Annotated in this window: 26 protein-coding genes; 17 read left to right on the top strand and 9 right to left on the bottom strand. The window is 55.9% G+C overall.

Features of this window, described 5'->3' with window-relative positions; translation table 11 throughout:
• The first annotated feature begins 1 nt into the window (after position 1).
• From JWF83_RS19610 to JWF83_RS19595, 4 genes are read left to right on the top strand one after another with little or no spacing between them, the layout of a single operon-like run.
• Positions 2-1,084 carry an ABC transporter ATP-binding protein gene (locus JWF83_RS19610; RefSeq protein ID WP_413652088.1) on the top strand — a complete coding sequence of 361 codons (1,083 nt, stop codon included), beginning with the start codon at positions 2-4 and terminating at the stop codon, positions 1,082-1,084.
• A complete protein-coding gene (locus tag JWF83_RS19605; RefSeq protein ID WP_413652087.1) occupies positions 1,081-2,238 on the top strand; it encodes an ABC transporter substrate-binding protein in 1,158 nt (385 codons plus the stop codon). The genes JWF83_RS19610 and JWF83_RS19605 overlap by 4 nt, the downstream gene beginning before the upstream one ends.
• Positions 2,239-2,298: 60 nt before the next feature.
• On the top strand, positions 2,299-3,738 hold the full coding sequence (locus tag JWF83_RS19600; protein ID WP_413652086.1) for an inositol monophosphatase family protein: 1,440 nt from the start codon (positions 2,299-2,301) through the stop codon (positions 3,736-3,738).
• 24 nt (positions 3,739-3,762) lie between these two features.
• Positions 3,763-4,752, top strand: a complete 990-nt coding sequence (locus tag JWF83_RS19595; protein ID WP_413652085.1) for a LacI family DNA-binding transcriptional regulator — start codon at positions 3,763-3,765, stop codon at positions 4,750-4,752.
• Positions 4,753-4,917: 165 nt separating this feature from the next.
• Here the strand turns inward: JWF83_RS19595 and JWF83_RS19590 are convergent, their stop codons facing one another.
• From JWF83_RS19590 to JWF83_RS19575, 4 genes are all read right to left on the bottom strand, one after another.
• The gene (locus JWF83_RS19590) at positions 4,918-5,295 is read right to left on the bottom strand and encodes a hypothetical protein (protein ID WP_413652084.1); all 378 of its coding nucleotides are present in this window, start codon (positions 5,293-5,295) and stop codon (positions 4,918-4,920) included.
• Positions 5,286-5,528, bottom strand: coding sequence for a hypothetical protein (locus tag JWF83_RS19585; protein WP_413652083.1), 243 nt, complete (start codon positions 5,526-5,528; stop codon positions 5,286-5,288). Before JWF83_RS19585 ends, JWF83_RS19590 begins: the two co-directional genes overlap by 10 nt.
• 2 nt (positions 5,529-5,530) lie before the next feature.
• Positions 5,531-6,715: an AAA family ATPase gene (locus JWF83_RS19580; protein ID WP_413652082.1), complete on the bottom strand. Its 1,185-nt coding sequence runs from the start codon at positions 6,713-6,715 to the stop codon at positions 5,531-5,533.
• A gap of 137 nt (positions 6,716-6,852) precedes the next feature.
• Positions 6,853-7,875 carry an LLM class flavin-dependent oxidoreductase gene (locus JWF83_RS19575; protein ID WP_413652081.1) on the bottom strand — a complete coding sequence of 341 codons (1,023 nt, stop codon included), beginning with the start codon at positions 7,873-7,875 and terminating at the stop codon, positions 6,853-6,855.
• Between the two features lie 214 nt (positions 7,876-8,089).
• Between JWF83_RS19575 and JWF83_RS19570 the strand changes: the two genes are divergently transcribed.
• Together JWF83_RS19570 and JWF83_RS19565 are read left to right on the top strand one after the other, a co-directional pair.
• The gene (locus JWF83_RS19570; RefSeq protein ID WP_413652080.1) at positions 8,090-9,076 is read left to right on the top strand and encodes a helix-turn-helix domain-containing protein; all 987 of its coding nucleotides are present in this window, start codon (positions 8,090-8,092) and stop codon (positions 9,074-9,076) included.
• Positions 9,077-9,222: 146 nt separating this feature from the next.
• Positions 9,223-11,376 (top strand): TonB-dependent siderophore receptor, encoded by a 2,154-nt coding sequence (locus JWF83_RS19565; protein WP_413652079.1) that lies wholly within the window; start codon positions 9,223-9,225, stop codon positions 11,374-11,376.
• 237 nt (positions 11,377-11,613) lie between these two features.
• Here the strand turns inward: JWF83_RS19565 and JWF83_RS19560 are convergent, their stop codons facing one another.
• Both JWF83_RS19560 and JWF83_RS19555 read right to left on the bottom strand, forming a co-directional pair.
• Entirely contained in the window at positions 11,614-12,336 is a 723-nt protein-coding gene (locus JWF83_RS19560) for a response regulator (RefSeq protein WP_413652078.1), read from the bottom strand.
• Positions 12,326-13,972, bottom strand: coding sequence for an ATP-binding protein (locus JWF83_RS19555; RefSeq protein ID WP_413652077.1), 1,647 nt, complete (start codon positions 13,970-13,972; stop codon positions 12,326-12,328). The genes JWF83_RS19560 and JWF83_RS19555 overlap by 11 nt, the downstream gene beginning before the upstream one ends.
• A gap of 394 nt (positions 13,973-14,366) precedes the next feature.
• Here JWF83_RS19555 and JWF83_RS19550 point away from each other — a divergent pair, with 394 nt between their 5' ends.
• The 10 genes from JWF83_RS19550 (at position 14,367) to JWF83_RS19505 (ending at position 22,970) form a co-directional block, all read left to right on the top strand.
• Complete coding sequence (locus JWF83_RS19550) at positions 14,367-15,734, top strand: 2-hydroxycarboxylate transporter family protein (protein WP_413652076.1); 1,368 nt, start codon at positions 14,367-14,369, stop codon at positions 15,732-15,734.
• A 24-nt stretch (positions 15,735-15,758) separates the two neighbouring features.
• Positions 15,759-16,619: a fumarylacetoacetate hydrolase family protein gene (locus JWF83_RS19545; RefSeq protein ID WP_413652075.1), complete on the top strand. Its 861-nt coding sequence runs from the start codon at positions 15,759-15,761 to the stop codon at positions 16,617-16,619.
• 72 nt (positions 16,620-16,691) lie between these two features.
• On the top strand, positions 16,692-17,735 hold the full coding sequence (citC, locus tag JWF83_RS19540; RefSeq protein ID WP_413652074.1) for a [citrate (pro-3S)-lyase] ligase: 1,044 nt from the start codon (positions 16,692-16,694) through the stop codon (positions 17,733-17,735).
• 29 nt (positions 17,736-17,764) lie between these two features.
• Positions 17,765-18,058 (top strand): citrate lyase acyl carrier protein, encoded by a 294-nt coding sequence (gene citD, locus JWF83_RS19535; RefSeq protein ID WP_413652073.1) that lies wholly within the window; start codon positions 17,765-17,767, stop codon positions 18,056-18,058.
• Complete coding sequence (gene citE, locus JWF83_RS19530) at positions 18,055-18,930, top strand: citrate (pro-3S)-lyase subunit beta (RefSeq protein WP_413652072.1); 876 nt, start codon at positions 18,055-18,057, stop codon at positions 18,928-18,930. The genes citD and citE overlap by 4 nt, the downstream gene beginning before the upstream one ends.
• A gap of 28 nt (positions 18,931-18,958) precedes the next feature.
• Entirely contained in the window at positions 18,959-20,485 is a 1,527-nt protein-coding gene (gene citF, locus JWF83_RS19525) for a citrate lyase subunit alpha (protein ID WP_413652071.1), read from the top strand.
• Positions 20,485-21,024 carry a citrate lyase holo-[acyl-carrier protein] synthase gene (gene citX / locus JWF83_RS19520; RefSeq protein WP_413652070.1) on the top strand — a complete coding sequence of 180 codons (540 nt, stop codon included), beginning with the start codon at positions 20,485-20,487 and terminating at the stop codon, positions 21,022-21,024. The genes citF and citX overlap by 1 nt, the downstream gene beginning before the upstream one ends.
• A complete protein-coding gene (gene citG, locus JWF83_RS19515; RefSeq protein ID WP_413652069.1) occupies positions 21,002-21,850 on the top strand; it encodes a triphosphoribosyl-dephospho-CoA synthase CitG in 849 nt (282 codons plus the stop codon). Before citX ends, citG begins: the two co-directional genes overlap by 23 nt.
• Positions 21,847-22,422 carry an RBBP9/YdeN family alpha/beta hydrolase gene (locus tag JWF83_RS19510; protein ID WP_413652068.1) on the top strand — a complete coding sequence of 192 codons (576 nt, stop codon included), beginning with the start codon at positions 21,847-21,849 and terminating at the stop codon, positions 22,420-22,422. Before citG ends, JWF83_RS19510 begins: the two co-directional genes overlap by 4 nt.
• An 89-nt stretch (positions 22,423-22,511) precedes the next feature.
• A complete protein-coding gene (locus JWF83_RS19505; RefSeq protein WP_413652067.1) occupies positions 22,512-22,970 on the top strand; it encodes a type II toxin-antitoxin system RatA family toxin in 459 nt (152 codons plus the stop codon).
• An 8-nt stretch (positions 22,971-22,978) separates the two neighbouring features.
• On the opposite strand, the gene JWF83_RS19500 is transcribed toward JWF83_RS19505, so the two are convergent.
• On the bottom strand, positions 22,979-23,770 hold the full coding sequence (locus JWF83_RS19500; protein ID WP_413652066.1) for a YdcF family protein: 792 nt from the start codon (positions 23,768-23,770) through the stop codon (positions 22,979-22,981).
• A gap of 118 nt (positions 23,771-23,888) precedes the next feature.
• Here JWF83_RS19500 and JWF83_RS19495 point away from each other — a divergent pair, with 118 nt between their 5' ends.
• Positions 23,889-24,983 carry a LacI family DNA-binding transcriptional regulator gene (locus JWF83_RS19495; RefSeq protein ID WP_413652065.1) on the top strand — a complete coding sequence of 365 codons (1,095 nt, stop codon included), beginning with the start codon at positions 23,889-23,891 and terminating at the stop codon, positions 24,981-24,983.
• Positions 24,984-25,089: 106 nt separating this feature from the next.
• Here JWF83_RS19495 and JWF83_RS19490 read toward each other — a convergent pair whose 3' ends face one another.
• Together JWF83_RS19490 and JWF83_RS19485 are read right to left on the bottom strand one after the other, a co-directional pair.
• Positions 25,090-25,413 (bottom strand): DUF496 family protein, encoded by a 324-nt coding sequence (locus tag JWF83_RS19490; protein WP_017800192.1) that lies wholly within the window; start codon positions 25,411-25,413, stop codon positions 25,090-25,092.
• Between the two features lie 192 nt (positions 25,414-25,605).
• A complete protein-coding gene (locus JWF83_RS19485) occupies positions 25,606-26,664 on the bottom strand; it encodes an FUSC family protein (RefSeq protein ID WP_413652064.1) in 1,059 nt (352 codons plus the stop codon).
• Between the last annotated feature and the right edge of the window lie 116 nt (positions 26,665-26,780).

Below are 26,780 nucleotides of genomic sequence, written 5' to 3'. Positions count from 1 at the left end.
AATGCCTGTGATTACCCTGCATAACCTGACAAAAACCTGGCCCGGCGCCGCACAGCCTGCCGTGGACGCTATCAACCTGACGGTCAACGACGGCGAGTTTATGTGCCTGCTTGGCCCATCCGGCTGCGGTAAAACCACCATTCTGCGCATGATTGCCGGCATTGAACACGCCAGCGGCGGCGAAATCAGCATTGGCGATACACTGATGGATTCCGTCGCCCGGGCCACCTTTGTTCCGCCTGAACAACGTCGCGTCGGCCTGGTGTTTCAGAGCTACGCCCTGTGGCCGCATATGACCGTTGAGCAGAATGTTGATTTCGGTCTGCGGTTGCAAAAAGTGCCGGCCGCTGAACGCATCGCACGTTGTCTGGATGTGATGGAAAAACTGCGCATCGCCGGGTATGCCAGCCGTTATCCGGCCCAGCTGTCGGGTGGCCAGCAGCAGCGTGTGGCGCTGGCGCGGATGCTGGTCGTCAATCCCGGGGTGCTGCTGCTCGACGAGCCATTATCCAATCTGGACGCCACTCTGCGGCTGGAGATGCGTGCCGAACTGCGCCGCCTGCACGAAACCTTTGGCACCACTATCGTCTTTGTCAGTCACGATCAATGGGAAGCCATGACGCTGGCCACCCGCATTGCGGTGATGAGCGCCGGGCATTTACAGCAGGTTGGCACGCCGGATGAGATTTACGCCAGGCCCGCCAACCGCTTTGTCGCAGAGTTTATCGGCACGCCAAAACTGAACATGATCCCGCTTGATCAGCCTGCCAGCGCACTGGCCACACATATCCAGCAGCGCCTTTCCCGGCCCAAAGCGCTGCATATTTGCGGCATTCGCCCCGAAGAGATTGCGCTGTCGGCACAGCCGCACAGCGATAGCGTGCCAATGATTATCGACAATATTATACCCACCGGCGGCAGTTGGGTGATTGAACTGGTCAGCGGTGGCGACCGCCTGTTCCACTCAACGCAATTGCGTCCGCGCTGGCAGGCCAACCAGCAAGTGCACTGTCTGCTGCCGCATGCTTCATTGCACTTTTTCAATCAACAGGGACAACGCCAGGAACTTTGCGCCAGCGAATGACGGCCACAGTAAAACCGGTAACCAAACTCACCACTCAGGGAAATATGATGAACCATAAATTGTTAACCAGCCTGATCCTGGCCACCAGTTGCATCACCCATACAGCCAGTGCCGCAGATGCCGTCGATTTGCAGGCGCTGATCGCCGCCGCCAAAAAAGAAGCGCCGATCACCGTCTACGCCTCAACCGGCAAAATCGTGGCGCAGGCAAAAGACTTCAGCCAGCAATATGGCGTTAACGCCGTGGGCGTTAAAGCCGATGCGCCGCAAATTATCGAAATCATTAGCCGTGAAGCGCAGGCAAACAATGTCAAAGCCGATGTGGCGATCATCGAAGATGCACCAGCCGGTATTGAGCAGTTATTGAATAAAGGTTATGTGCAAAGCTGGGTACCGGATGACATCAAAGCCAATATCCCCACAGACTACCAGCAGCCGCTCACGGTAGTTCTGGCGCCAAACGTTTTTGCCTACAACACGACCCATTACAGCAGCTGCCCGATCACCAATATCTGGCAACTGACCGAAGCGAAGTGGCGCGGTAAAGTCGCCATGCAGGACCCAACCAGTAAGCCAGCCTATACCGACTGGTTCAGCCAGATGGCAACCCACTACGACCAGCAGGTACGTGATGCTTATCAACAGGAGTTTGGCAAACCGCTGCAGAGCGGCGAAAGCTCAGCCACAGCGGCGTTTGTTAAAGCGCTGGCAGCCAACAACCCACTGCTGACGCACTCCGATAACGACGCGGCGGAAGCCATTGGCGCACCAGATGGCAAAGGCGATTTCGTCGGGCTGGTTTCCACCGCTAAATTTCGTGATAACCAACAGGGTATGAAGCTGGGCCTTTGCAGCGGTATGAAGCCGGTTATCGGCTGGAATTACCCCAGCCTCGGGGTCGTGGCCAGCGGCAGCCACAGCCCGCATGCGGCGAAGCTGTTTATCCATTACCTGATGACGGCCGAAGGCATTGCCCCGCAAGGCGTGGATGGCAAAATGTCCACGAACCAGACGATAAAACTGCCGGCAAACGAAGCTTCCGGTATCGAAAAGTATCGTAATGAGCTAATGGTATATCACACCGCAACGGCAAAAACCGACTGGCAAAGCCGTCAGGACTGGCAGGATCTGTGGAATCTGAACTACCAGAAATAACACCGCCAACCGGAGAGCGTCTGTGGCGTTCTCCGCTATTTTGTCATCGGGAGCGACGCTTTGACACAGATTAACCTCGGGCAGCGGGAAGCCGCTTTAAAACGTATTATTCTCGACGCTGGCGCTACCGCCCTGCGTCACTTCCGTAGCCGCCAGCCGGGCGAGTTTTCGCTTAAAGGCCACCAGGACTTCCTCACCGAAGCCGATACCCTGGTGGAACAGCAGATCCGCCAGGCGATCGCCGCGGCATTTCCGCAAGATACCCTGTTGGGTGAGGAAACCGGCAGCGCCAGCTGTTCAGCCGCCAGCCTGTGGGTGGTCGATCCCATCGACGGCACGGCCAATTTTGCCCGCGGTATTGAGCACTTTTGCGTCGCCATCGCCTGGGTCAGCGAGGGTATTACTGAACTGGGGGCGATTTACAACCCGGCGAGCGAGGAGCTGTATCTGGCGCGCCGCGGCCACTACGCAGAGAAAAATGGCCGGCCGTTGCATGTCGCCAGAACCGATAACCCACGTAACGCCACTTTTGAGCTCGGCTGGTCCACCCGCGTCAGGCAGCAGCGCTATCTGGATGTGATGGCCGCGCTGCTGGCTCAGGGCGCGAATGTCAGGCGTGGCGCATCAGGGGCGCTGGCGCTGGCCTGGGTAGCAGAAGGCCGCACTGACGGCTATGCCGAATTACATATGAATGCCTGGGATTGTCTGGCCGGGTTACTGCTGGTGCGAGAGGCGGGTGGCTGCACCGGCGTTATCCCCACCACTGCCGCCGGCATATTCCATGGTTTGCCGGTGCTGGCGGCGGCGCCTGGGGTGGTCAATGCGCTGGCATGCGCTTCAGGGATCCCTGTGGCCGCAGCAGAAGTTAGCCTTACTGCGGCGCCAGCTGGCGCTCCCCATTATACGCGCCCGGCCATCAGCCTGATCGAATCCGACTTTCCCGGCTGGGGAATGGATATCTGGATCGGCGGCGCCGACGGAGTGAGCGACCTGGCGCTGCTGGAGCAGCACGGCATCAAAACCGTCATTAACTGCGCCGTCAATCTGGATATCGACTGGGTTGTCACGCCGGAGGCCGGTCGCAGCGCACACCAGCTTAACCATGGCGCGGCGGCCATTCGCTACTATAAGCTTGGATTAGTTGATGGTGCGGGCAATGCGCCAGCCATGCTGCATGCCGGCTATCAGTTGATGCGTTGCGCACTGCTGCAACAAATCCCGGAGAAACCATCGTACCGCAACCGGGAGCGCGGCAATATTCTGGTCAACTGCCGCGGCGGCCGCAGTCGTTCCGTGGCGCTGGTCGCGCTGTTTATGCATCTCGAATGCCCGCAACGCTATCCAACGTTAGCCGCGGCGATCGCTCATATCCATGCGAAACGTCAGTTACATGCGGATGAATGGCACGAAACGCCGAAGCCGGAACTGGTGGCACTGGCGCAGCATGCGATTGAGATAGAACAGGCTCTGGCGACGGTCCATTCAGGCCTGGCGCGATAACCCCCCACAACAGGTATCGAGATAATGGTTAAAGCGATGGCCAGCGCCGCCGAAGTCGCGCGCCTGGCGGGAGTTTCCCGTTCGGCGGTTTCGCGCACCTTTACCCCCGGCAGCAGCGTGTCGGCTGAAACGCGCCGCAAAGTGCTGGCCGCCGCCGAAGCGCTAAACTATCACGTTAATCATCTGGCGCGCGGCTTATCTAAACAGGCCAGCCGCCCGGTATGTATCCTCGGCGGCAACCTCAGCGCGCCTTATCAGGCGAGCCTGCTTGACCAGATCTCCCGGCGCCTGCATCAGGCACAGCGTGCGGTGATGGTGATCAATACCGATGGTGGAGAGCAGAGTGCCGATGCGGCGCTGCGACAAACCCTCAATTACCGCGCCGCCGCCACTATTGTGCTGTCAGGCACGCCACAGAGTTCGCTGGTGGAAACCTGTCTGCAAAGCGGCCAGCAGGTGATCCTGATTAACCGGATGGGGCAGTTCACCGGCGCGGACAATATTGAGATCGATTACACCTCGGTGATGGCCGATGCTTACCAGATGCTGCTTCAGGCTGGCTGCCAGCGTCTCGCGGTGATCTCTTCTTCCGTCCGCTCGCCGAGCATGGTTATCCGCGAAAACCAGTTTCTTGCGGCGGCCAGTGAGGCTCCTGAACCGTGCCGCTTAGTGCGCGCGGGTCCCACCCGCTATCAGACCGGCGTGGCCGCGGCGCGCGAACTGCTGGCGCAGGGCCTCCGGCCGGACGGGGTATTTTGCGTTACCGATCTGATCGCCTGTGGTTTTATTGACGCGGCGCGCTATGAGTTTGGCTTACGCATTCCCGAAGATATCTGTGTGATTGGTTTTGATGATATCGAACAGGCGGGCTGGGAAGGCTATCAGCTGACCACCTTTGCTCAGCCGCTGGCGGATATGGCCGATGCGATTATCGAACTGTTACTGCCGGCGGCGGCGCCGCGCCAGCGTCTGTTTCAGGCGCAGCCGGTCTGGCGTAATAGCGTGCGCAGATAAAACCGCCAGTGTCCGGGACTGGGTCTATGCCGATATCGCCTCACGGTATGCAACAGCCATATCATGATGAAATTCAGCATAACTGGGCATCTGCTGCGCCAGTTGTGCGCTATCGACTCCGGCGTCCTCCAGATGCCGTACTTGCGCAACCGTTGACTCCTCACCCTACAGCGCCGCCTTTAACTGAGCTTTGGCTGAATCAGGGGAGTCATCATTACCAGATAAGTTTTCCAGCCTGGCGCACTGCTGATAATTATCACGCAGCACGCAGAGCATCCAGGCCTCTGACTTTGGTTTTGGCACCATTGCGACACCGCATCTGCCTAAGCCGGCATCGCGAAAACCCTGACGAATGGAATTCACTTTATCCTGCCATAATCTTGCAGGCTCTGACCGGGTGCCGTCGCAATCGCGAAACAGTACTGCTATTACCCTATCGTCAAACTCCTCAGCCAGCTGTTTTGTCTTTTTCCCCAACATCAGGGCATTACGATAGAAAAGTCCCGTTTCCACACCCGGTCGATTTTTACCGGTCAGCGACATGCTTTTCTGTTTTCACGCAAATGTTGTATCGCGCGAACTAACTCTTGTTTGCTGACGAAGATATAGCGTTCGGGCGTAATATCCAGCAGGGAATAACCGATTGACTGCTCAACTTCCTTGTCCACAAAACAGATCATCGGACCTTGCCGGAACTCAGGCTGCCGGCACCAGCCTTGCTCATTGTCGCAACTACCCAAATCGGAGGGTCCTTCTCCACTTAATACCACTATCATTCTCAATCCTTGTCAGAGGCTGGTGGTTGCTTATCCAGTTCAATATTTTCCAGAGTCAGCTGTTGTAGGTCAGTATCAATAAATGCTTCTCCTGGCCCCATCACAGTCAATTTTTCATCAATGCGTGGTATATCAAAAAACCGTCGAACACGGGTCTGAGCTTGCGGGGATTTATAAACATACTGGACGCCCTTACGGGCGATATCATCATCCAGATAATTAAGGATCATTGGGCTATGGGTGGTGACAATAACCTGTGATTTTGCCTCCACCAGCGTATCGACCAGCAGTTCAATGACTTGTGGATTGACGCCATTTTCAATTTCATCAAGCAGTAGCAAAGAACCCTTCTGCGATTCCACCTGCGCCAGCACAGCCAGAATGCGTAGCAGTCCATCATTCAGTTGACCGGCATCAGTCTCGCAAAAAGTGGGGGCGCCATTTTCATCAAGAAAGCGCTCTTCAACAATCAGACGCTTCCAGCCACCTTTAGTGGTGGAAATACGGAAACTTTCTATTCGTGGATAAAATTTTTGCAAGATAACCAATAGCTGACTTTTGCTGTCGCTGGTTAGCGTATCCAGGTAACCAGAAAGTTTTTCGCCACCAATCCCAACGCCGGAAGGCTCAAAATCAGATCGCGACCGCTTGCGCAGCAGATGCGGGGAAAGCAACTCAAGGGATTTGATATTTCGCAGTGCATCCCGGAACGGGATAATTGCCGCAGGGAAAATGGTCTCTTTCAATACCGATAAGATTGAACCACTGTATTCAAATGGAATGGATTCATAAGGTTTATCCAGCGTGCGATATTTACCATCCTGCACTTCAAGGAACATCTTGTTATCGACATAAATGCTTTCACGTGTCATGCGCATAAAATTTCGATTGAAAGAACCATGCCAGACCAGCGTGCCTTCGCCGAGTTGATAAGTAACTTCCAGAAACAAGGGATGGGATAACGCTTTGCTACTACCGGTACGCGAGTAAAGATCGCGGGATTCCCAGCCACGATCTTCCAGCCAGAGGTACAACCCCCCTTTCATCTGCTGCGAGATAAAATCAATAGCCTGCAACAGGGTGCTTTTACCCGCGCCATTCATGCCAACGAAGCAATTGAACTGTTCCAGATTGATCGAGACGTCAACTAACGATTTAAAGTTGCGTATTGTGATTGTACGGAACATTAAATTTTCCTTGTTTACTCTCGAAACAACACATAAAAGAGCCGAAAGAACAAAGAATAATCGTTAAGAAGATGAGTAGCAACCCGCCGGGCTCGAACCAGAACGACCCCGGGCGAGTGCGTACCGCGATTGAAACCCTAGCGCCAGCCGAGCGCTGGCGCTACGTGCTTCAGGATCGCTTCAATAACATGGACGTTATAGTCAACCCCCAGCTGATTGGGTACCGTCAGCAGTAAGGTATCGGCCTCGGCAATCGCCTCATCCTGCTGTAGCTGTTTAATCAACTGTTCCGGCTCAGCGGCGTAACTACGGCCAAAGATCGCCCGGGTCTTCTCATCAAGAAAACCGATCTTATCGCCATCCTGACCACTGCCGCCGAACCACGCCCGATCGCGATCGTCCATCAGCGCGAAAATACTGCGACTAACCGACACTCGCGGTATACGGGTATGGCCAGCCTCTGCCCATGCCGTGCGATAAGCGCGGATCTGCTGCGCCTGCTGAATATGGAAAGGCTCGCCGGTTTCGTCGTCTTTTAGCGTCGAACTTTGCAGGTTCATCCCCAATTTGGCCGCCCATACCGCCGTGGCATTCGAGCCTGCGCCCCACCAGATACGCTCACGCAGACCCGCCGAAAAGGGCTCAGGGCGCAGCATGCCGGGCGGGTTGGCAAACATCGGCTGCGGATTCGGTTTGGCGAAGCCTTCACCACGCAACACTTCAAGCAGCGCCTCAGTATGGCGCCTGCCCATATCGGCATCGCTCTCCCCCTCGGCGGGCTGATAGCCAAAATAACGCCAGCCATCGATCACCTGTTCAGGAGAACCACGACTGATGCCGAGCTGCAAACGTCCGCCGGCGATCAGGTCAGCGGCACCGGCGCTCTCCGCCATATACAGCGGATTTTCATAGCGCATATCAATCACACCGGTACCGATCTCAATACTGTGGGTGCGCGCGCCGATAGCGGCCAGCAGAGGGAAAGGGGAAGCCAGTTGACGGGCAAAGTGATGCACGCGGAAATAGGCCCCGTCGGCGCCCAGTTCTTCTGCCGCCACGGCAAGATCAATGGATTGCGACAGCGCATCTGCCGCTGAACGGGTTCCCGACTGCGGTGAAGGGGTCCAGTGACCAAACGACAGAAATCCAATCTTCTTCATACGGCATTTGCCTCAACATTCAGAATAGTTAACTCAGCATGCCATTATTCGATTATTGATGGTTAAGCCTTTCCTGCGCACTGGCGCGACTACCTGCAGTGCCCTGATGAGAATACGTATCATTTATTTTACCATTATTATTGGCAGTGATAAGATACGTAGCATCCAGCGTGGGTGGTGATCACCTGCCAGCCGAAGTTTCAACCGGATAATCATGAATATACAGCACCCCGCGCGACAGGAACGACAGTTCTCGGTTGCTAACTTTCTGGACTATGGTGAACGTCACGGCATTGATTACCACTTCCCCTCGTTGAGGACTTCCGTGGCGCACCCGGCGCACCATACGGTGGTACAGGGTCATGTGGATGAGATCCTGCTGCCTTCCGGCATTAGCGTCACCTGTTCGGATCTGAGCATTGTTGAACCCTATGAAACCACCTCGGTCGGCAGTTCTCCGCTCTATATTCTGGTGGTGGTCGAAGGCTGCGTCCGCCTCTGGCTGAATGGCGAACCGCAATCCTTGCAGCCAGGTATGGCGCTGGCAACCTGCATTGGCGAGCAGCGGGTGCTCAGCGCCAGCCATCAGCAGCATCAGCATCTGGTGACTATCTCACTGGGTATTCACCCGGACCGTTTTGCCCCACGTTCAGAAATCGCCACGCTGCTGGCGGCATGGCAACAAAAGCATCCCGCATCAGCGGCATGGCAGATACCAGAGTATCTGTTAACCGGGTTGCGCGGTATTTTGCAGCCCTGCTCTAATCCGGTGGCACGCCAGCTGATGCTGGAAGGGCTATTGCTACAACTTCTCGCCCAGCAGCTGCTTGCCCCATCATTACCGGTCGCCATCTGCCCGAAAAGCAGCATGATTATCCTGCCGCCAGGTGAACGCAGCCGGCTGGAACAGGTGCGTCAGTTGTTGTCGGCCACGCCGGAACAACCCCATACGCTGGATGCGCTGGCACGGGTCGCCGCCATGAGCCCCAGTAGCCTGCGCAGCAAGTTCCGTCAGGCGTATGGCGACTCGGTATTTAATTATCTGCGCGATTGCCGTCTGGCGCTGGCGCGGCGGTATCTGCAGGAAGGGCATAGTGTTCAGCAGGCTGCATGGATGTCCGGCTATCAGCATGCCACCAATTTTGCCACCGCATTTCGTCGCCGTTACGGCGTGGCGCCCAGCGCGCTGCATTCAGCTTAGACCGCGTTCCGGCGCTTACCGCGTCGGACCACCTCGATTTTGTCATCTCTCATACATAACCCGTCATTGTGCATAGCAGTCCGCGTCCCCTGAACGTCAATAATAGCCGTCAGGCATCTGATAAAAAAAACAGTGAGAACTCTCTTATGGCAACGCACGGTTATCAACATTTTTCTCTTCTGGCGATGAGCATTGCCATCGCCCTCTCTGCTCAGGCCCAGGCGGCAACTGAACAGAAAACCGAAAATACCATGGTGGTTTCGGCAAATGGCGCTGACGGTAGCGATGGCGGCACGAATAGCGTCGCGCCTTACACCAACAGCGCCACCAAGTCTGCGGTGCCGGAAAGCCGTACGGCGCAGACTATCGATACCATTAGCAAACAGGAAATCGAGAAACGTCACGCTAACAACCTGAATGAAATTCTGCGTTATGACGCCGGTGTTGCCACTGAGATGCGCGGCTCGACCACGTATATGAGCGAATATAAGATCCGCGGCTTCAGTGCTGAACATGAGTATTACAACGGCCTGCAGCTGCCGTATAACGTCAGCGGCAATACCAAAGCCAGTATTGACCCGATTCTGATTGAGCAGGTGGATATCCTGAAAGGCCCCTCTTCGGTGTTATACGGTAATGCTTCACCGGGCGGGCTGGTGAATATTCAGGGTAAAACGCCACAGAAACAGCAGAGCACTGAAATGGGTTTTAATACCGGCAACCGCAGTCTGCGCGAAGGCTATCTCGATTCTACCGGGCAGATTGCCGACAGTGACTGGAACTACCGCTTTATCGGTAAGGCCAGCGCAGGTGACGATCAGCCGCAGACCACCAAACATGAAAGCTATCTGATCGCCCCATCGGTCAGCTGGCAGCCTTCCACCCAGACGCGCCTGACCCTTGATGCGATCTATCAGAACCAGCCAAGCCTGACGCCATCCAACCCGTTCCCGCTGGCGTACCTGCGCAGTGGTTATGCCTCCAGCCGCGATTATGCCGGTGACCGCTGGAATGGTTTTAAACAGCGCCAAACCATGCTGGGTTACAGCTTCGAACATCAGTTTGATAGTGGCTGGGGCATCGTGCAGAAAGCGCGCTATGCGGCTGTCGATAGTTACCAGCGCAGTATTTACTCCACGGGCACCAGCGGCAGCAATACTGAACTCTCACGCTTCGGCTACACCACCGATGAAGATCTGAATAGCTTCAATATTGATAACCAGGTGAAAAAAACCGTCGAGCTGGGCGACTGGCAGCACCATTTGTTGGTCGGGTTTGACTATCAGCACCTGAATGCCAACTTTAAATATGACTACGGCACCGTCTACCCGGGCATTGATATGCTCAATCCGAATTACGATCAGGTGACTAGCGATAACCTCGCCATGTATACCGCCACCAAACAGCGGCTGAGTTTTAATCAGGCCGGTTATTACCTGCAGGATCAGGTGGAGTTTGGCGGTCTGAACCTGGTGGCCAGCCTGCGTTATGACGATTATCGTTCCACCACCACTAATCAGCTGGATGGCGACAGTAAAAGCGCGGTCGATCAGCAGCGGGTCACCAAACGTCTGGGAGCGCTGTATCAGTTCAGCAACGGTATCGCGCCTTATATTAGCTATTCAGAAGGTTTCCTGCCGGTATCACCACAGGGGACGCTGACCGCCGATCAGGCGAAACCGACCACCAGCAAACAGCTGGAAGGCGGGGTAAAATATCTGCTGGCGAACTACGCCACCACCCTGACGGCATCGGTATTTCACATCACCCAGAAAAATGTGCTGACCACCGATTACACCTATACCAGCGCCGGACTGCTGAATTACCGTCAGACGGGTGAAGTGGAATCCAAAGGCGCGGAACTGACCGCCGTCAGTCGTCCACTGGATAATCTGAACCTGGTGGCAAGTTATGCTTATACCCATGCGATTAACACTCAGGATGATCTCTACCAGGGGCAGCGCGCCACCCAGGTGCCGGAGAATACCCTCAACCTGTGGGCTGACTACACCTTTAACGACGGTATGCTGAACGGCTTAATGATGGGCGCGGGTATGCGTTATCAGGGTAAAACCGCGATCACTCCGGATAATTCAGTACCGGCTATCGGCGGTAATACTCAGTACGATGTCGCTGTTGCCTACGATATGGGCGTGGTCAGTTCCAGTCTGAAAGGGTTAACCCTGAAAGCCGGTGCGCAGAACCTGACCAACAAGTTCACCTATACCTGTTACAGCAGCAGCTACTGCTGGATTGGCCGCGACCGCAGCTGGCAGGTGGGGATGAGTTACCGTTTCTGATAACCGGATGGGCGGCATAAATGCCGCCCGTGCAGAAGAATACCTGAACTCTGATGCAGGGGAGCCATTATGGTCTGCACCCGCGCCACGCAATTTCTGCAAATAAAAATGAGCAATAAAAAACGCAAGCGTGATAAAGGCAGCCCGCTGGTGAAACTTATCAGACGACTGCTTTTTTGCCCTATGTGTTTGGCTGGATTATCGGACTGGGTTTCCGCCGGGAAAAAACCCGTTACCTCAGCTGACCGGCAGATCTCCGGCTGGCACCGCATTGTCGCCACGACGATACAGACGGCGCGGATGCCCCACTTTGCCATACTGCATCTCAACGCTAAGGATGCCTTTATCGACACAGTGCTCCAGATAGCGCCGGGTGGTAGTCTTACTCAGACCGGTTTCCGCTACCACGTCATCAATAGAATAACAGCGCTCCTCATTAACCGAGAAAAACTGCTCAATACGCTGCAGGGTTTTGTGCTCAATGCCTTTGCTGCCGGCATCCTGGCCAATCCCCGCCGCCTGCAGTTTATAGAGATTATCAACGTTTTGCTGATCCACCACCTTCCAGGTACGCTGCGTCTTGTTAAACTCAACGAAGCGCGCCAGCGAGTGCTGCAGTCGCCGCCAGGAGACCGGTTTCAGAATATAGTCGAAAGCGCCGCAACGAATCGCCTGGCTGCAGGTATGCATATCGCTGGCGGCGGTGATAAAGATCACCGAACACTTGAGGGATTTCAGCAATTCGCTCTCGATCAGGGTGATACCCTGACCATCCGGCAAATAGTTATCTAACAGTACCAGCTGCGGACGTTTTTCTTCCAGCATCCTGCGTGCTTCACTCAGTGAAGAGGCAATGCCGCTTAGCCGCAGCCATGGATGATTCTCAACCAGATCGGCATGCAGCTGTGCCAGCTGGCTCTCATCCTCCACAATCAGCACATCTATTATTTCAGGTTGCATAAATATTATCTTCCCGGTGAGTGATAACAGAACCAGAATCCGGTTCATTATCAGGAATAAACAGTGAAAAAATGGTGCCGCGCGGCAGATTCTCCGCGACTTCGATGTTGCCCCCCGCCTTCCCGACATAGTTGGCCACCAGATGCAGACCCAGCCCATGATCGCCATGCTGTTTCGAGGTGGCGCCAAAAGAAAACAGATGATCGCGCAACCCCGGGGCGATACCGCAACCCTGATCCGCCACTTCAATCACCAGTTCGCGTTCGCCGCCGCTGATATACACCGCAATCTCTGCCCATGGCGGCTCACTCAGCAGCGTCGCCTCAATGGCGTTATCCAGCAGATTACCAATAATCGACATCAGCTCGGTTTCTGTTAATCGCTGCGGCAGCCGGCCGATCCGGCAGGCCGGATCAAACGCCAGTACCACGCCCTTTTCCTGAGCGCGGGCATATTTACCCAACAGCAGGCCACACAGCATCGGCGAGCAGAAGCGTGCAGAGACAAAATCCAGCACCTCCTGCGCGCTTTCCGCCTGAACTTCAATATAGCGAATCGCCTCGCTGTAACGCCCCATATGTAACAGGCCCGCCAGAGTGGCGGTCCAGTTAAGTTGCTCATGGCGCATAATGCGCAAGTTGTCGGCATAGCGCTGCACCTGGCTAAGCTGAATACTCAGCCGATCAATCTCGTTACGATCGCGAAAACTGATCACCCAACCCTGTAGTTCATCCTCCAGAAGAATGCGCACCCGGCTGGCAATCACCGTCAGCTGGTTAAACAGGCAGATCTCATCGTGAGTATCCGCCGACAGCATCAGCGCCGGGTCGAAAAAGGGTACCGGTCTGATAACCTCTGCCAGCGGCTGACCGCGCAGGGTCGCCGATGGCGCGGTGATCCCCAGTAGCGATTTCGCCGCCTGGTTAATCACCGCAATGCGTAGCTGATCGTCTACCGCGATAACCCCTTCATAGATCGATTCCATCAGCGCTTTCTGCTGACGAACCAGCAGGCCAATCTCACGTGGTTCCAGAGAAAACATCTGCTTTTTAATACCACGGGAAAAGAACCAGCAGAGAATAAACAGTGCGATCAGCACCACGATGATGGTCAGCAGAATATTGATCACTTTACCGCTGGTGACATTATCAATATGGCTGGTCAGATAGCCGACCGAAACAATACCGATGACGGCGCCGTCATCATCCAGCACCGGCGCTTTACTGCGCAGCGAAATGCCTATTCCCCCCAGACGCACCGTGGTGGTACTTTTCCCCAGTAGCACTTCACTGTTATCGCCGCCGACCAGCTCTTTACCCACGCGTTCACTGTAGCGTGAATGATAAAGATGCCGCGCATTACGATCGCCAATAACAATAAAACTGGCATCGCTGTGACGATTAATATTATTCATCAGCTGGGTGATTGCCGGAATATTATGCGCTTTAATTTCCTGACGCAGATTGGGGATCACCGCAATCTCTTCTGCCTGTATTCTCGCCCGTGTGCCCATCTCCTCATAAAGCTGACGGTCGACATCCAGGTAATAATAGAAACCCAGCAGGGAGAACAGCAGCAGGAAAAACACTGTCAGATAGAGGAAGAGTTTTATCTGGAAAGACATTTTTATGCGCATGTGAAGGCTGACCGCTGAAAAACAGCCTGTAACACTAGCACGCAAGCCCCGCTCTGACTGCGGCTTTAGCGAAAAGTTGTGATCTTCCCCACAGCGAAATAGTGGCGGTTAGCAGCGAAATTCTGCGTTATAAAGCAATAAAATAACCGGCAACACCCTACTCACAGATAATTAACAATTAACAAAAGAAAAAATAAATAATAATATCCAACGCGCTATGACTAACAACCAGAATAAAAACCATAAACTCCACGGAGTTATTATTGGCGAATAATAAAAACCTTAAAAACCATAGAAACCTTTAAAACACTGTTTTTAATTTGCGACGCTTCACATCCCCCGGAGGCCTGAACAATTAGTCTGTGCCGACATAATGACAAAGGGGGCTTTTAGTATGAGCACGACTGATGATTCTTTCTCTGTACCACAAGATCCACTGACGCTAAAGCAGACCAGCGTAAAAGAAAAGTGGTGGCATATTCTCGACACCTGGAAGGTTGGTATTATTCCCGTACCGCTGTTTGTGCTGGCGGGAGCACTGATTGCCATTGACTGCCTCGGCGGCAAACTGCCGAGCGATATCGTGGTGATGGTCGCCACCCTGGCATTCTTCGGCTTTGCCTGTGGCGAGTTTGGTAAACGTCTGCCCATAGTCGGCAAAATGGGTGCGGCGGCGATTTGCGCCACCTTTATTCCTTCGGCTCTGGTCTATTACGGCTTACTGCCGGATGTGGTGATCGAATCCACTACCAAATTTTTCAAAACCACCAACATTCTCTATCTGTATATCTGCTGCATTATCGTCGGCAGCATTATGAGTATGAATCGCACCACGCTGATTCAGGGCTTCCTGCGTATTTTCTTCCCGATGCTGTGCGGGGAAGTGGTCGGTATGCTGGTCGGTATGGGCGTTGGCCTGGCGCTGGGTATGGAACCGTTCCAGATCTTCTTCTTCCTGATCCTGCCGATTATGGCCGGCGGCGTCGGTGAAGGTGCAATCCCACTGTCCATTGGCTATGCCGCATTACTGCATATGGATCAGGGGGTAGCGCTGGGTCGTATTCTGCCGATCGTGATGCTGGGTAGTCTGACCGCCATCGTGATCTCCGGCTGTCTTAACCAGTTGGGCAAACGCTATCCGCACCTGACCGGTGAAGGCGAACTGATGCCTGCCAGCGCAAAAGAACGCAAAAGCAGCACACCACTGAGTAACGTATTTAGCGGTAAAGCCGATGTCACTACCATCGCTTCCGGCGCACTGCTGGCGGTGCTGCTGTATATGGTCGGCATGTTAGGACATAGCATTATTGGCCTGCCGGCTCCCGTCGGGATGTTATTTGTCGCGGTGCTGATCAAACTGTGCCACGGCGTATCGCCACGTATGCTGGAAGGCTCGCAGGTGGTTTATAAATTCTTCCAGACCTCAGTGACCTATCCGATTCTGTTTGCGGTTGGCGTTGCCATCACGCCATGGCAGGAGCTGGTCAACGCCTTCACCCTGTCCAATCTGCTGGTCATTGTCAGCACCGTTATGGCGCTGGTGGCCACCGGCTTCTTTGTCGGTAAAAAAATCGGTATGCACCCGATTGATGTCGCGATTGTCTCCTGCTGCCAGAGCGGCCAGGGCGGTACCGGCGACGTCGCCATCCTGACGGCCGGTAATCGTATGGTACTGATGCCATTTGCCCAGATTGCCACCCGTATCGGCGGCGCGATTAACGTCTCGCTGGCGCTGCTGGTGCTCGGCAACTTCCTTATTTAATCCTTAACCCATCAAGGACCGGTTATGAAACTTGCAAGCTATCTTCACCAGGGCATCCGCAGCTACGGCATCCCGACGCCGGAAGGCATGATCGATTTACGTGCGCACCTTGGTCATCTGTTTCCGGATCTGAAAGCGCTGCTGGCCAACAACGGTTTAGCGCTGGCCAGTGAGCTGGCGCAGCTGCCCGCCGATCTGCCATTTGACGATGTCACCTTTCTGCCGGTGATTGAACAGCCGGGAAAAATCCTCTGCGTCGGGATGAACTATGCCGAAAAACGCAAAGAGTTCGATCAGCATAATCCGGCGCCGACGCTGTTTGTCCGTTTTGCCGATTCCCAGACTGGCCATGCGGCGCCGGTGGTGAAACCGCACTGCTCGAAGGAGTTTGATTACGAAGGCGAGCTGGCGGTGATTATTGGTCGTGGCGGTGAAAATATCCCGCGCGCCACGGCGCTGTCGCACGTTGCCGGTTACAGCTGTTATATGGACGGCTCAGCCCGCGACTGGCAGCACAGCTGGTTTACCGCCGGTAAAAACTGGCCGAGCACCGGTGCTTTTGGCCCGTGGATGACCACCAGTGACGAAATCCCCGATCCGCAAAGCCTCGGCATTCGCACCTGGCTTAACGGCGTCATGGTGCAGCAGGACAATACCAGCAGCATGATCCACGACGTGGCCGAACTGATTGAGTACATCAGCACCTTCACCCATCTGAGCGCGGGCGATGTGATTATCACCGGCTCACCGGGGGGAGTGGGCAAAAAACGCACACCGCCGCTGTTTATGCACCCCGGCGATCATATTGAAGTCGAAATCGACAAAATCGGTCATCTCAGCAATGTGATTGTGGCGGCCGCACGACCGCAGAACGCACTGGCATAAGCCAGCGGCAACGCATGACTTTTTCCGGGCGCACCGTGCCCGGCTTTTACTCACCAGCAGCAGGGCAGAACTATGTTTAATCACGATTCCATCGACTTTAGTGTTATTGACGTCATCCGGCAGCCTGCGGCGCTGGAAGAGGTTCGGACACTGCTGGAGCAAAGCCAGCTGGGAATGGATGACGATATTGAACTGTTTGTGGTGGCGCACCGCGGGCAACAACTGGTGGGCTGTGCCGGGCTGGTGAGTAACATCATTAAGTGCGTTGCCGTGCGGGCGGATATGCGCGGCGATAACCTCAGCGCGCGCCTGCTGAGCGAAGTGGAAAATCTGGCGGTGCGCAACGGCCATTTTCATCTATTTCTCTATACCCGCCCCGCCAATCTGCAGCGCTTTCGCGGCTGCGGATTTTACCCGCTGGTACAGTGGGACAATGTGGCGGTCCTGATGGAGAACTCACCGGTGGGCATTCAGCGCTATTGTCAGCAGCTGACAGCGCTGGCGCACAGTGGTCCGCGTATCGGCGCAGTGGTAATGAATGCCAACCCGTTTACCCTCGGGCATCGCTATCTCGCCGAACAGGCAGCCGCCGCCTGCGACTGGCTGCATCTGTTTGTGGTGCGTGAAGATGTCTCTTTTTTCCCGTTTCGCGCCAGACTGGAAATGGTGCAACAGGGCGTGGCCGATCTGCCCAACGTTACGGTGCATGCCGGATCGGAATACCTGATCTCCCGCGCCACCTTTCCGGGCTATTTTTTAAAAGACGCCGGGCTGGTTAATCAGACCTGGAGCGCGATGGATCTGCTGATTTTCCGCAACCATATTGCCCCGGCCCTCGGCATCACTCACCGCTTTGTCGGCACTGAGCCCTTCTGCCCGGTGACCCATCAATACAATCTCGATATGCGGCACTGGCTGGAAGATGGTCGTCACTCGCCCTTCGCGCCGGTAACCGTAGTGGAAACCCCACGCAAACGCCATCCCTCCGGCCGCGCCATCTCTGCTTCAGAGGTCCGTGCATTGCTCAAAACCCGGCAGTGGATGCGCATTGCGGAAATTGTGCCGGAGACCACGCTGGCCCATCTGCAGCAGCACTACTGCACCGCAGTGGCATAACCCTATTTTTATTAATCAGGACAGTAATTATGAAAATCATTCAGGAGGCACTCGCGGGTACGGTGGAATCCAGCGATCTGCTGGTGAAAATCGCTCCCGCTGAAGGCGAATTCAACGTCGTCATCAACAGCGAGGTGATGAAACAGTTTGGCGAGCAAATACGCCTTGTCGTTAACCAGACGCTGGCCGCACTGGATATTCGCGAAGGACTTTTTCTTATCGAAGATAAAGGCGCGCTGGACTGCGTTATCCGCGCACGCGTGCAAAGCGCCGTACTACGCGCTGCGGGCATCGATGAGATCAACTGGGAAAAACTACAATGAAAAAACTCCGTCGCAGTATGCTATTTCTTCCCGGCGCCAATGCCGCCATGTTGTCGACTGCGTTTATCTACCGACCGGACTCCATTATGTTCGATCTGGAGGACGCGGTTTCGCTGCGTGAAAAAGACAGCGCGCGTATTCTGGTATTCCATGCACTGCAGCATCCGATGTATCGCGATATCGAAACCGTGGTACGTATTAACCCGCTGAATACCCCCTTTGGCCTGAAAGATCTGGAAGCCGCGGTGCGCGCCGGCGTTGATGTGATCCGCCTGCCGAAAACCGACACTCCCGAAGATATCTACGAACTCGAAGCCCATATTGAGCGCATTGAGAAAGCCTGTGGCCGCACCCCGGGATCGACCCAGGTGATGGCGGCTATCGAATCGGCGATTGGCGTGATCAATGCGGTGGCGATCGCCCGCTGTTCCCCGCGTCTGATTGGTATTGCCCTCGCTGCTTTTGACTATGTGATGGATATGCAAACCGAGCGCGGCGACGGCACCGAGCTGTTTTATGCCCGCTGTGCAGTACTGCACGCGGCGCGCGCGGCAGGCATCGACGCCTTCGACGTGGTCTGGTCCGATATCAATGACGAAGCCGGCTTCCTGCGCGAAGTCGATCTGGTACGCAAAATGGGCTTTAACGGCAAGTCGCTGATTAATCCGCGGCAAATTGAGCTGCTGCACAACGCCTACGCGCCCACTCAGGAAGAGGTCGACTACGCGCGCCGGGTCATCGCCGCCGCTGAAGAGGGTGAACGCAATGGACTGGGCGTCATCTCGCTAAACGGCAAAATGATCGACGGCCCGATTATCAACCATGCCCGGGTGGTACTGGAACGCGCGTCTGCCTCCGGCGTACGCCGCTAATGCTGCGAATTTATAACAGGAACGAGCAATGAGTAACCTGACTGAGATGCTACATATGCAGTACCCCCATCTGCACCATCTGCGCCCGTTTGACCAGGCCCATAGCACCACGCCATGGCTTGACGATGCGGCGGGGAAAAACCAACGCAAGCTGTGTCAGAGCCTGGAAGATGCCATCGCCCGCTGCGGTCTGCGTGATGGCATGACCATCTCCTTCCATCACGCTTTTCGCGAAGGTGACCGTACCATCAACAGCGTCGTCGCCACCCTGGCGCGGCTGGGGTTTAAAAATCTGACCCTCGCCTCCAGCTCGCTGATGACCTGTAACGAAGAACTTATCGATCATATTAAAGCCGGGGTGATCACCCGTATTTATACCTCCGGCATGCGCGGCAAACTGGCCGACGCCATTTCCCACGGTCTGATGGAGGAGCCGGTGCAAATCCACTCCCATGGCGGTCGCGTTAAGCTGCTGCAGGATGGTGAGTTGAAGATTGACGTGGCGTTTCTTGGCGTTCCGTGCAGCGACGAGTTTGGCAATGCTAACGGTACCCAGGGTAAATCCTGCTGTGGCTCGCTGGGCTATGCGATGGTTGATGCGCAGTTTGCCAAAAATGTGGTACTGCTGACCGAAGCGCTGGTGCCCTTCCCTAATATGCCCGCCAGTATTGAACAGGATCGCGTCGACTATATCGTTAAGGTTGATGAAGTTGGCGACCCGGCTAAAATTAGCGTTGGTGCCGCACGCGTCACCAGCAATCCGCGCGAGCTGATGATCGCCCGCAGTGCCGCCGACGTGATTGAACACTCTGGTTATTTCCGCCAGGGTTTCTCGATGCAGACTGGTTCCGGTGCTTCCGCCACCGCCTGTACCCGCTTTATGGAAGAGAAAATGGAGCGTCAGCATATTGTCGCCCGCTTTGCTCTTGGCGGTATCACCGGTAGCCTGGTCGATTTGCATGAGAAAGGCCTGATCGAAACCCTGCTCGATACGCAGTGTTTCGACGGTCAGGCTGCCGCTTCGCTGGCGCGCAATCCCAAACACGTTGAGATCTCCACCAATGTCTATGCCAACCCGGGGGCGAAAGCCACCAGCTGCGACCAGCTGGATGTGGTGATCCTCAGTGCGCTGGAGATCGATGTCGACTTTAACGTCAATGTGATTACCGGATCCGACGGCGTCATGCGCGGCGCCTCCGGCGGCCATTGCGATGTGGCCAGTGCCGCCAACCTGACCATTGTCGTGGCGCCGCTGCTGCGCAGCCGCATACCGACAGTGGTAAAACGCGTCACTACCCGCGTCACCCCTGGTGAAAGTATTGATGTGCTGGTGACCGATCACGGTATCGCCGTAAATCCCGCCAGACCGGAAATTCGTCAGCGCCTGCTGGCGGCCGGACTGAAAGTAACGGATATCGACAGCCTGTATCAGCGCGCCATCTCACTTACCGGCGAACCAAAACCTATCGCCTTTACCCAGCGCATTGTCGGGGTGATCCGCTATCGTGACGGCAGTGTGATCGATGTGGTCCGCCAGGTGCAGGAGGCCTCCTGATGCCAACTATTACGCCCGCTAAAGCGGGCGTTAACCTGACTGAACTGCTGGCGGCAAAAGAAGCGCGCGCGCAGCGGCAGTCCAGCTGGTTAACCCATTACGCACAACCGCTGGTGTCGATGACACTGGTTACGCCCGGCGCGGTAAAAGACAGCAGCCGCTATCGTCGCAATATGGGTATTGCCTTGCAGGCGTGCGATCAGCTGTTCTGGCAGCATCGCTGGCCAGTACTCGCACGTAAAGTGCTCTGGCTGCCCACCGGCCCTGAGGCCTTGTGGTGCATTGAACACGGCGCGCCGGAGATCAAAGCCGCCACCGTCGCCCTGGAGACTGAACACCCGCTGGGCCGCCTGTGGGACATCGACGTCATCTGTCCGCAGTCCGGCCTGATTGGTCGCCGTTCCCTTGATGAAGCCGGCCGCCGCTGCCTGATTTGCGATGGTCCGGCGCACGCCTGCGCACGTTCGCGCCAGCACCCGATTGAGCAGGTGGTGGAGAAAGTGGAGGAGATTATCGATGCCTGGTTTACCCGTGATTAAACCGGCGTATGCCCTGACGCCGCCGAATATCGCCATGCTGGCTGAACAGGCGCTGTTGCAGGAAATATGGCTGACGCCCAAACCCGGTCTGGTTGACGCCGACAACAACGGCGCGCATCGCGATATGGATCTGCCACTGTTTCTCGCCAGCATTGCGGCGATTGCCCCCTGGTTTGCGCAGTTTTTCTGTGCCGGGCAGCAGGCGGCCGCGCTGCCTGCCGGACAGGCTCTGGCGCAGCTACGTCCAATGGGGCTGGCCTGCGAACAGGCGATGTTTACCGCCACCGCGGGCGTCAATACCCATAAAGGTGGGATATTTTCCCTCGGCCTGCTCTGCTTTGCCGCCGGACGGCTGACTCAGAGGTCGCTGCCGCTCAGCCGGAAGCGCTTGTGTGATGAAGTGGCCGCGCTCTGTGCCGGGATGGTGCGGCGCGAGTTGCAGCACTCGCGCCGCCAGGCTACCGTCGGGGAACGTCTGTTTCAGCGCTACGGCCTGACCGGGGCGCGCGGCGAAACAGAGAGCGGTTTTGCCACTATCCGTCGTCACGTTTTGCCTTACTGGCATCAGCAACAGGATCCGACACGGCAGTTGCTCAACGCCCTGCTGCGGCTGATGGCGGTGAATGCCGATACCAATCTGGTCGCACGCGGCGGCCTGTCGGGACTGCGTTACGTGCAGCAGTCCGCGCGCCAGCTGCTGATTAATGACTGGCAGATAAGCGATCTGAGCGCGATGAATGACGCTCTGGTTGCGCGTAATCTGAGCCCGGGAGGCAGCGCCGATCTGCTGGCCGTCAGCATGGTGCTGGCCGCGTTACCGGCATGATGTCGCATTCGGCACCGCCCGCAGCCCGCGCCGCAGCGCAGATCGATTTTCTGCTGGTTCCCGGCCTGCGCGACAGCGACAGCGGCCACTGGCAAAGCGAATGGCAGCGGCAAAATCCGCACTGGAAACGCATTGTGCAGCGTGACTGGAGTCAGCCGGATCTTGATGGCTGGTGTGATGCGATTAGCCGCCAGTTACAGCCGGGGGATGCGCGCGCACTGCTTATTGGCCACAGCTTTGGCGCGCTGGCGGCAATTGGCTGGGCACGCCGTTACCCTGAACGGGTTGCCGGTCTGGTACTGGTGGCGCCGGCAGAGCCACTGCGTTTTCTGGTCGACGATCGTATTCTGCCGCAAACCTTGCCCTGCCCCAGCCTGTTGTTTGCCAGCCGCAACGATCCGCTGCTGCCATTTACCCGCGCCAGTTTCTGGGCTTCGGCCTGGGGAAGCAGCCTGACCGATATCGGCGAAGCGGGACATATCAATACTGAAGCCGGTTTTGGCGCATGGCCGTGGGGGTTAGCGCGGGTGATGGATTTTGCCGATAGCCTGCAGAGCGCCGCAGAAGAATAACGCGCCGGGCAAAAAATCTTTTGCGCCAGCCGGTGACTCTCTGCTATAGATCACCGCATGCATCAGGGAACAGGTTGATAAGGCTGGGGATGACATCTTTCGAGAAAACAGTGGTAGTTTCATTCAGTCAAAAACAGATGTATGAGCTGGTTGCCGATGTCGCCTCTTACCCCGACTTTCTGCCGTGGTGTCACCGCGTTGATATCCTCGAAAGCCATGATCAGAGCAAACTGGTGCGTATTGGTCTGCAACATAAACCGCCGCTGCAACTGAGTTTAACCACGCTGGCAACCTTTGATCCTGATAACTCTCTGCAGCTCAAACTGACCGAGGGCTCTTTTCTCTCCGCCTTCGAAGGTGAATGGCGTTTTAGCCCGCTACCCGGCGACCAGCAGCATCCTGAACACTGCCGTATCGTTTTTACCGTACGTTACCGCTTTGCCAATGTGCTGCTGAAAATGGCCCTGGCACCCTTTTTCAGCATGGTGGTACATATGCTGCCGACGCTGTTTATTCATCGCGCGCGGGAAATTTATCTGTCCAGCTGACAGCTACGTTACCAGTGGCGCTGCGCTATCTCATCAGGCAGTGAACTGGCTTTCAGTTGCTGAAATGCCGCTTCAATCTCAGCGGGCACATCGACGTGGGCAATAAAATTTTTCCCCTGCGGGCCGTAGCCCTGTGGGTCATCGCGCAGGCGCGGGATTTCTCCCAGCAACAGTGACAGAAAACGATCTAACGACCAGATCCCCTCGCCTGGCGCGCCGCTGAATTGCGCGCTGCCCTCTGTTAGTTCCAGCTGGGGTACAAATACCGGCCAGTTAAGAAAAGTGGCCGTCAGGGATGCCCGCTGCCACTGGTGGCTAAAGGTGGCAAAAGTGCGCCGCTGCATCAGCGGATCCTGTACCAGCACAATACGCTGTGCCGGCAGCGGCTTCTCTGCCAGCAACTGACAGGTAAAAGCGGCATTCTGCCCACAGTTAGTGGAGGCCTCTTCGGTAAAGATCATCTGCGGCGGAATATCGAAGTGCGCCAGCGCAATAGCCCGTAGCATCGCCGCTTCCGACTGTCCGGCGGTATTCAGATGCCGATAGCGCGAATGTGTCGCCATCGCCTGCGCCAGAAACTGAGTCGAGTGTCCAATGCCACCGCTAATCACCACTGGCAGCTGATGCTGCTGCGCCAGGCTAAACGCGCCTTCAATATTGGGTAATACCGCATGGCCCGCCAGCACCAGCAGATCGGCATCAAGGGTAGCGCGTTGCGCAGTGACATCGTCCGGCGCCAGCCAGCGCGCCAGGCTATTAATAGCATCACACTGCCCGGGGTCGATCGCGATTTGCGCCATAAAAGGTTCCTTGTGCGGCTGCGGGGTAATATCACATCATCTGATATCTGGCGCGCGCTGTAAAACCCTGCGCGGCGATTATTTGCTACACTCGCGCCTTCATATTCAGGAGATAGTCATGACACCCCGTTCGGTGACCCTTGAAGACGTGGCCAAACTGGCCGGCGTCTCCTATCAAACCGTTTCACGCGTGCTGAATCATTCAGCGCAAGTTTCCGCTGCCACACGTGAAAAAGTCAGTGCGGCGATGTTGCAGCTTAACTATGTGCCGAACCGCGTGGCGCAGCAGCTGGCCGGCAAAGCCACCCGCTCGATCGGACTGGCTACCACCGATCTGATGTTGCAGGCGCCGGCACAAATCGCCTCGGCAATTCAGCACCGCGCCGCCGCGCTGGGATATCAGCTGGTGATCGCCATGGCTGATTTGCCCGGTTTTCCCTCCGCGCAGGCGGCAGTCAACGATTTGCTGGCGCAGCGCGTCGATGGGCTACTGCTGAATCTGCCACTGCAGAATGATGAAGCGCAGGCGCTGGATAAGCTCAGCGCGCAGCTGCCCTGTCTGTTTATGGATGTCGCCAGCGATGCCGATGTCAGCCACTGCCAGTTCAGCGCCAGCCAGGGCGCACGGCAAGGGGTGGAGCATCTGTATGCCCTCGGACACAGGCAGATTGCGCTGATCAATGGCCCGCTCAGCTCGGTCTCCGCCATGCAACGTTTTCAGGCCTGGCAAAGCGTACTGGCGGAATATCAGCTGACGCCCCATTCAGTACATCAGGGGGACTGGAGTGCGCAATCGGGCTATCAGGCGGTCAGATCACTGCTGCCGGATAATCTGCCCGGCGCACTCTTAGTGGCTAATGATCAAATGGCGCTCGGTGCGATGCGCGCTCTGCATCAGCACGGCATCCGCATTCCGCAGCAAATTTCCATCGTCGGCTATGATGATACGGCGGAAAGCGCCTGGTACCAGCCACCGCTGACCACCATCCGTCAGGATATTCGGCTGTTGGGTCAGCAGAGTGTCGATCGTTTAGTCGCCGCGATTCAGCGCCAGCAGCAGGCAGAGCCGCTGACTTCGTTAGCCACTGAACTGGTAGTGCGGGAGACGACGGCCAGCGTCAATCAGGGAGCGGATATGGCGGAGGTTGCCAGGCAGTTAACCGCGCTGGCGCAGCAGTTAAGAGGGCTAAAAAATAGCATTACGCCGGAATGATTCAGGCAGCCGCAAGGCGGCGAATCCCGGGTCACATGGCTAACGCTTTGACCCGGGCGCCCAGGCGCAGACTACGCATCTGCCGCCTGAAGTATGGCGGGGAAAATTATTCCTGCGGTTTAGGCTCGCCCATCGCTTTCAGTTTCTTCGACAGTTCACGACGCTCTTTCGACAGATCGGCATTTTTGATGATGTAATCATCTACGCGATCTTCATAGTCGCTGCGCATGCTGGAGATGATTTCCTGAATAGCTTCGATGCTCATACCCGGCTTGATATATTCGCCGAGGTTATCCAGCAACAGCACACGTTTCTGGTTATCACGAATTTTCTTTTCGTTGTCGTGAATTTCACGCTGCAGTTTATTCTTACGACGGAACATACGTACGAACTCCAGCACGTCCTGAAAAGATTGCTTTGCGTTTTCCATGATGACACCTTTCATTGGGCCTGCAGAGGCAGGCGTAATTGTCGTAGCCTTCAGCTTAGCGGCTCACTATCGCCGATGGCAATTCTTCACATTCAAATTCAGACAGGCGCTTATCTTAGCGCGAAATGCGCCGCAGGCGCAGTAAGTTGTTGTTAAAGCTCTGCCCGGTGTGACAGGTTAGCCTGCGGGCGGCTATTTTCTCATCGCCAGACGAATCAGATCCGACAGACGTTCCAGCTGGCGCGTCAGTTCCAGACTCAGCCAGACATAACCGTGGATCTGGGTTTCAATCCAGGCATCGCTGTTTGACTCGGCGATTATCTGGCGTAATTCCACGGAAATTTCCGCCAGTTCGGCACTGTTCGCCGCCACTTTATCCATCTCCCCACTCAGTAATGCAGCGGAGAGCGCCTGCAAGGTTTGCCCGGTCATATGTTGTGTGCGGCGCAGAGTTTGCGCATTGAGCATCAGCAGATGGCTTTCCCGCGAAGACCACCAGGCATTAATTTGCAGTTCCAGCGTGCAAAGCATATTGCGGTTCACGGTCTGAATACCGTCCAGTATCGACTTGGGTATCCGTGTTTCTTTGCTGGCCGGATCGAGAAAGGCGCGCATCTTCACCACCTCCGTCAGCAGTTGCTGCATATGGCGCGTCAGGCGCGGTTGCTCCACCAGATTGGGTGAAAAACCGGCATGGTGCAGTTTGGCCATCGAGGCGAGCGCATCGGAGAGTTTAATCCGCCAGTGGGTATAGGCTTTCTGTGGATAGATACTACTGAACAGCAACGCCAGCAGCGAACCGAGGATCACATCACCACCGCGCCAGAGCGCCGTTTCCATATCGCCAGCAGGTGCGCCGCAGACTACCGCGAGGGTGATGCCAATCAGCAACGCCATATAGGGATGCTTACCCAGCGTCAGATAACCGCAAATAAACATCACCACCGTACACCACACCAGCATCCCCGGCACCGAAATCAGTTCGAGCTTTAGCGCGATCAGACCGGAGATCGATCCAAACAGGGTACCGCCAATGCGCTGAACCGCACGCGGCAGCACATTTCCCCAGGATGAGATCGGTCCCATCACCACCACCAGCGTGATCAGCGGCCAGGTGCCCTCGGGAATGTTCAACCCGCGCACCAGCATAAAAGTCAGCACAAACGCCAGTGAAATACGACAGCCATGCACAATACGGTAATGCCGGTAAAAACTGAACTCAATGGCCGAAAGCGGCTTGTCGGGACGCAAGGGTGTTCTCCGGTAAGTGATGAAAATATCGGGCGACATCATAACCGATAGAATTATACGGTTTTACACCTCTGAGAGGCTTTTCATCACCATTTTTCGTCATTTTACACAATCAC

The sequence above is a fragment of the Pantoea sp. B65 genome, from assembly GCF_047308185.1.
In the GTDB taxonomy this organism is placed as follows: domain Bacteria; phylum Pseudomonadota; class Gammaproteobacteria; order Enterobacterales; family Enterobacteriaceae; genus Erwinia.
The sequence above is the reverse complement of the archived record's forward strand: the minus strand, read 5'-3'. Positions and strand labels throughout refer to the sequence as shown.

Bases quoted from the DNA above. Each gene is read 5' to 3' on its own strand.
- JWF83_RS19610 (WP_413652088.1), top strand. From the start codon at position 2: ATGCCTGTGATTACCCTGCATAACCTGACAAAAACCTGGCCCGGCGCC.
- JWF83_RS19605 (WP_413652087.1), top strand. From the start codon at position 1,081: ATGACGGCCACAGTAAAACCGGTAACCAAACTCACCACTCAGGGAAAT.
- JWF83_RS19595 (WP_413652085.1), top strand. From the start codon at position 3,763: ATGGTTAAAGCGATGGCCAGCGCCGCCGAAGTCGCGCGCCTGGCGGGA.
- JWF83_RS19590 (WP_413652084.1), bottom strand. From the start codon at position 5,295: ATGTCGCTGACCGGTAAAAATCGACCGGGTGTGGAAACGGGACTTTTC.
- JWF83_RS19585 (WP_413652083.1), bottom strand. From the start codon at position 5,528: ATGATAGTGGTATTAAGTGGAGAAGGACCCTCCGATTTGGGTAGTTGC.
- JWF83_RS19580 (WP_413652082.1), bottom strand. From the start codon at position 6,715: ATGTTCCGTACAATCACAATACGCAACTTTAAATCGTTAGTTGACGTC.
- JWF83_RS19575 (WP_413652081.1), bottom strand. From the start codon at position 7,875: ATGAAGAAGATTGGATTTCTGTCGTTTGGTCACTGGACCCCTTCACCG.
- JWF83_RS19570 (WP_413652080.1), top strand. From the start codon at position 8,090: ATGAATATACAGCACCCCGCGCGACAGGAACGACAGTTCTCGGTTGCT.
- JWF83_RS19565 (WP_413652079.1), top strand. From the start codon at position 9,223: ATGGCAACGCACGGTTATCAACATTTTTCTCTTCTGGCGATGAGCATT.
- JWF83_RS19560 (WP_413652078.1), bottom strand. From the start codon at position 12,336: ATGCAACCTGAAATAATAGATGTGCTGATTGTGGAGGATGAGAGCCAG.
- JWF83_RS19555 (WP_413652077.1), bottom strand. From the start codon at position 13,972: ATGCGCATAAAAATGTCTTTCCAGATAAAACTCTTCCTCTATCTGACA.
- JWF83_RS19550 (WP_413652076.1), top strand. From the start codon at position 14,367: ATGAGCACGACTGATGATTCTTTCTCTGTACCACAAGATCCACTGACG.
- JWF83_RS19545 (WP_413652075.1), top strand. From the start codon at position 15,759: ATGAAACTTGCAAGCTATCTTCACCAGGGCATCCGCAGCTACGGCATC.
- citC (WP_413652074.1), top strand. From the start codon at position 16,692: ATGTTTAATCACGATTCCATCGACTTTAGTGTTATTGACGTCATCCGG.
- citD (WP_413652073.1), top strand. From the start codon at position 17,765: ATGAAAATCATTCAGGAGGCACTCGCGGGTACGGTGGAATCCAGCGAT.
- citE (WP_413652072.1), top strand. From the start codon at position 18,055: ATGAAAAAACTCCGTCGCAGTATGCTATTTCTTCCCGGCGCCAATGCC.
- citF (WP_413652071.1), top strand. From the start codon at position 18,959: ATGAGTAACCTGACTGAGATGCTACATATGCAGTACCCCCATCTGCAC.
- citX (WP_413652070.1), top strand. From the start codon at position 20,485: ATGCCAACTATTACGCCCGCTAAAGCGGGCGTTAACCTGACTGAACTG.
- citG (WP_413652069.1), top strand. From the start codon at position 21,002: ATGCCTGGTTTACCCGTGATTAAACCGGCGTATGCCCTGACGCCGCCG.
- JWF83_RS19510 (WP_413652068.1), top strand. From the start codon at position 21,847: ATGATGTCGCATTCGGCACCGCCCGCAGCCCGCGCCGCAGCGCAGATC.
- JWF83_RS19505 (WP_413652067.1), top strand. From the start codon at position 22,512: ATGACATCTTTCGAGAAAACAGTGGTAGTTTCATTCAGTCAAAAACAG.
- JWF83_RS19500 (WP_413652066.1), bottom strand. From the start codon at position 23,770: ATGGCGCAAATCGCGATCGACCCCGGGCAGTGTGATGCTATTAATAGC.
- JWF83_RS19495 (WP_413652065.1), top strand. From the start codon at position 23,889: ATGACACCCCGTTCGGTGACCCTTGAAGACGTGGCCAAACTGGCCGGC.
- JWF83_RS19490 (WP_017800192.1), bottom strand. From the start codon at position 25,413: ATGGAAAACGCAAAGCAATCTTTTCAGGACGTGCTGGAGTTCGTACGT.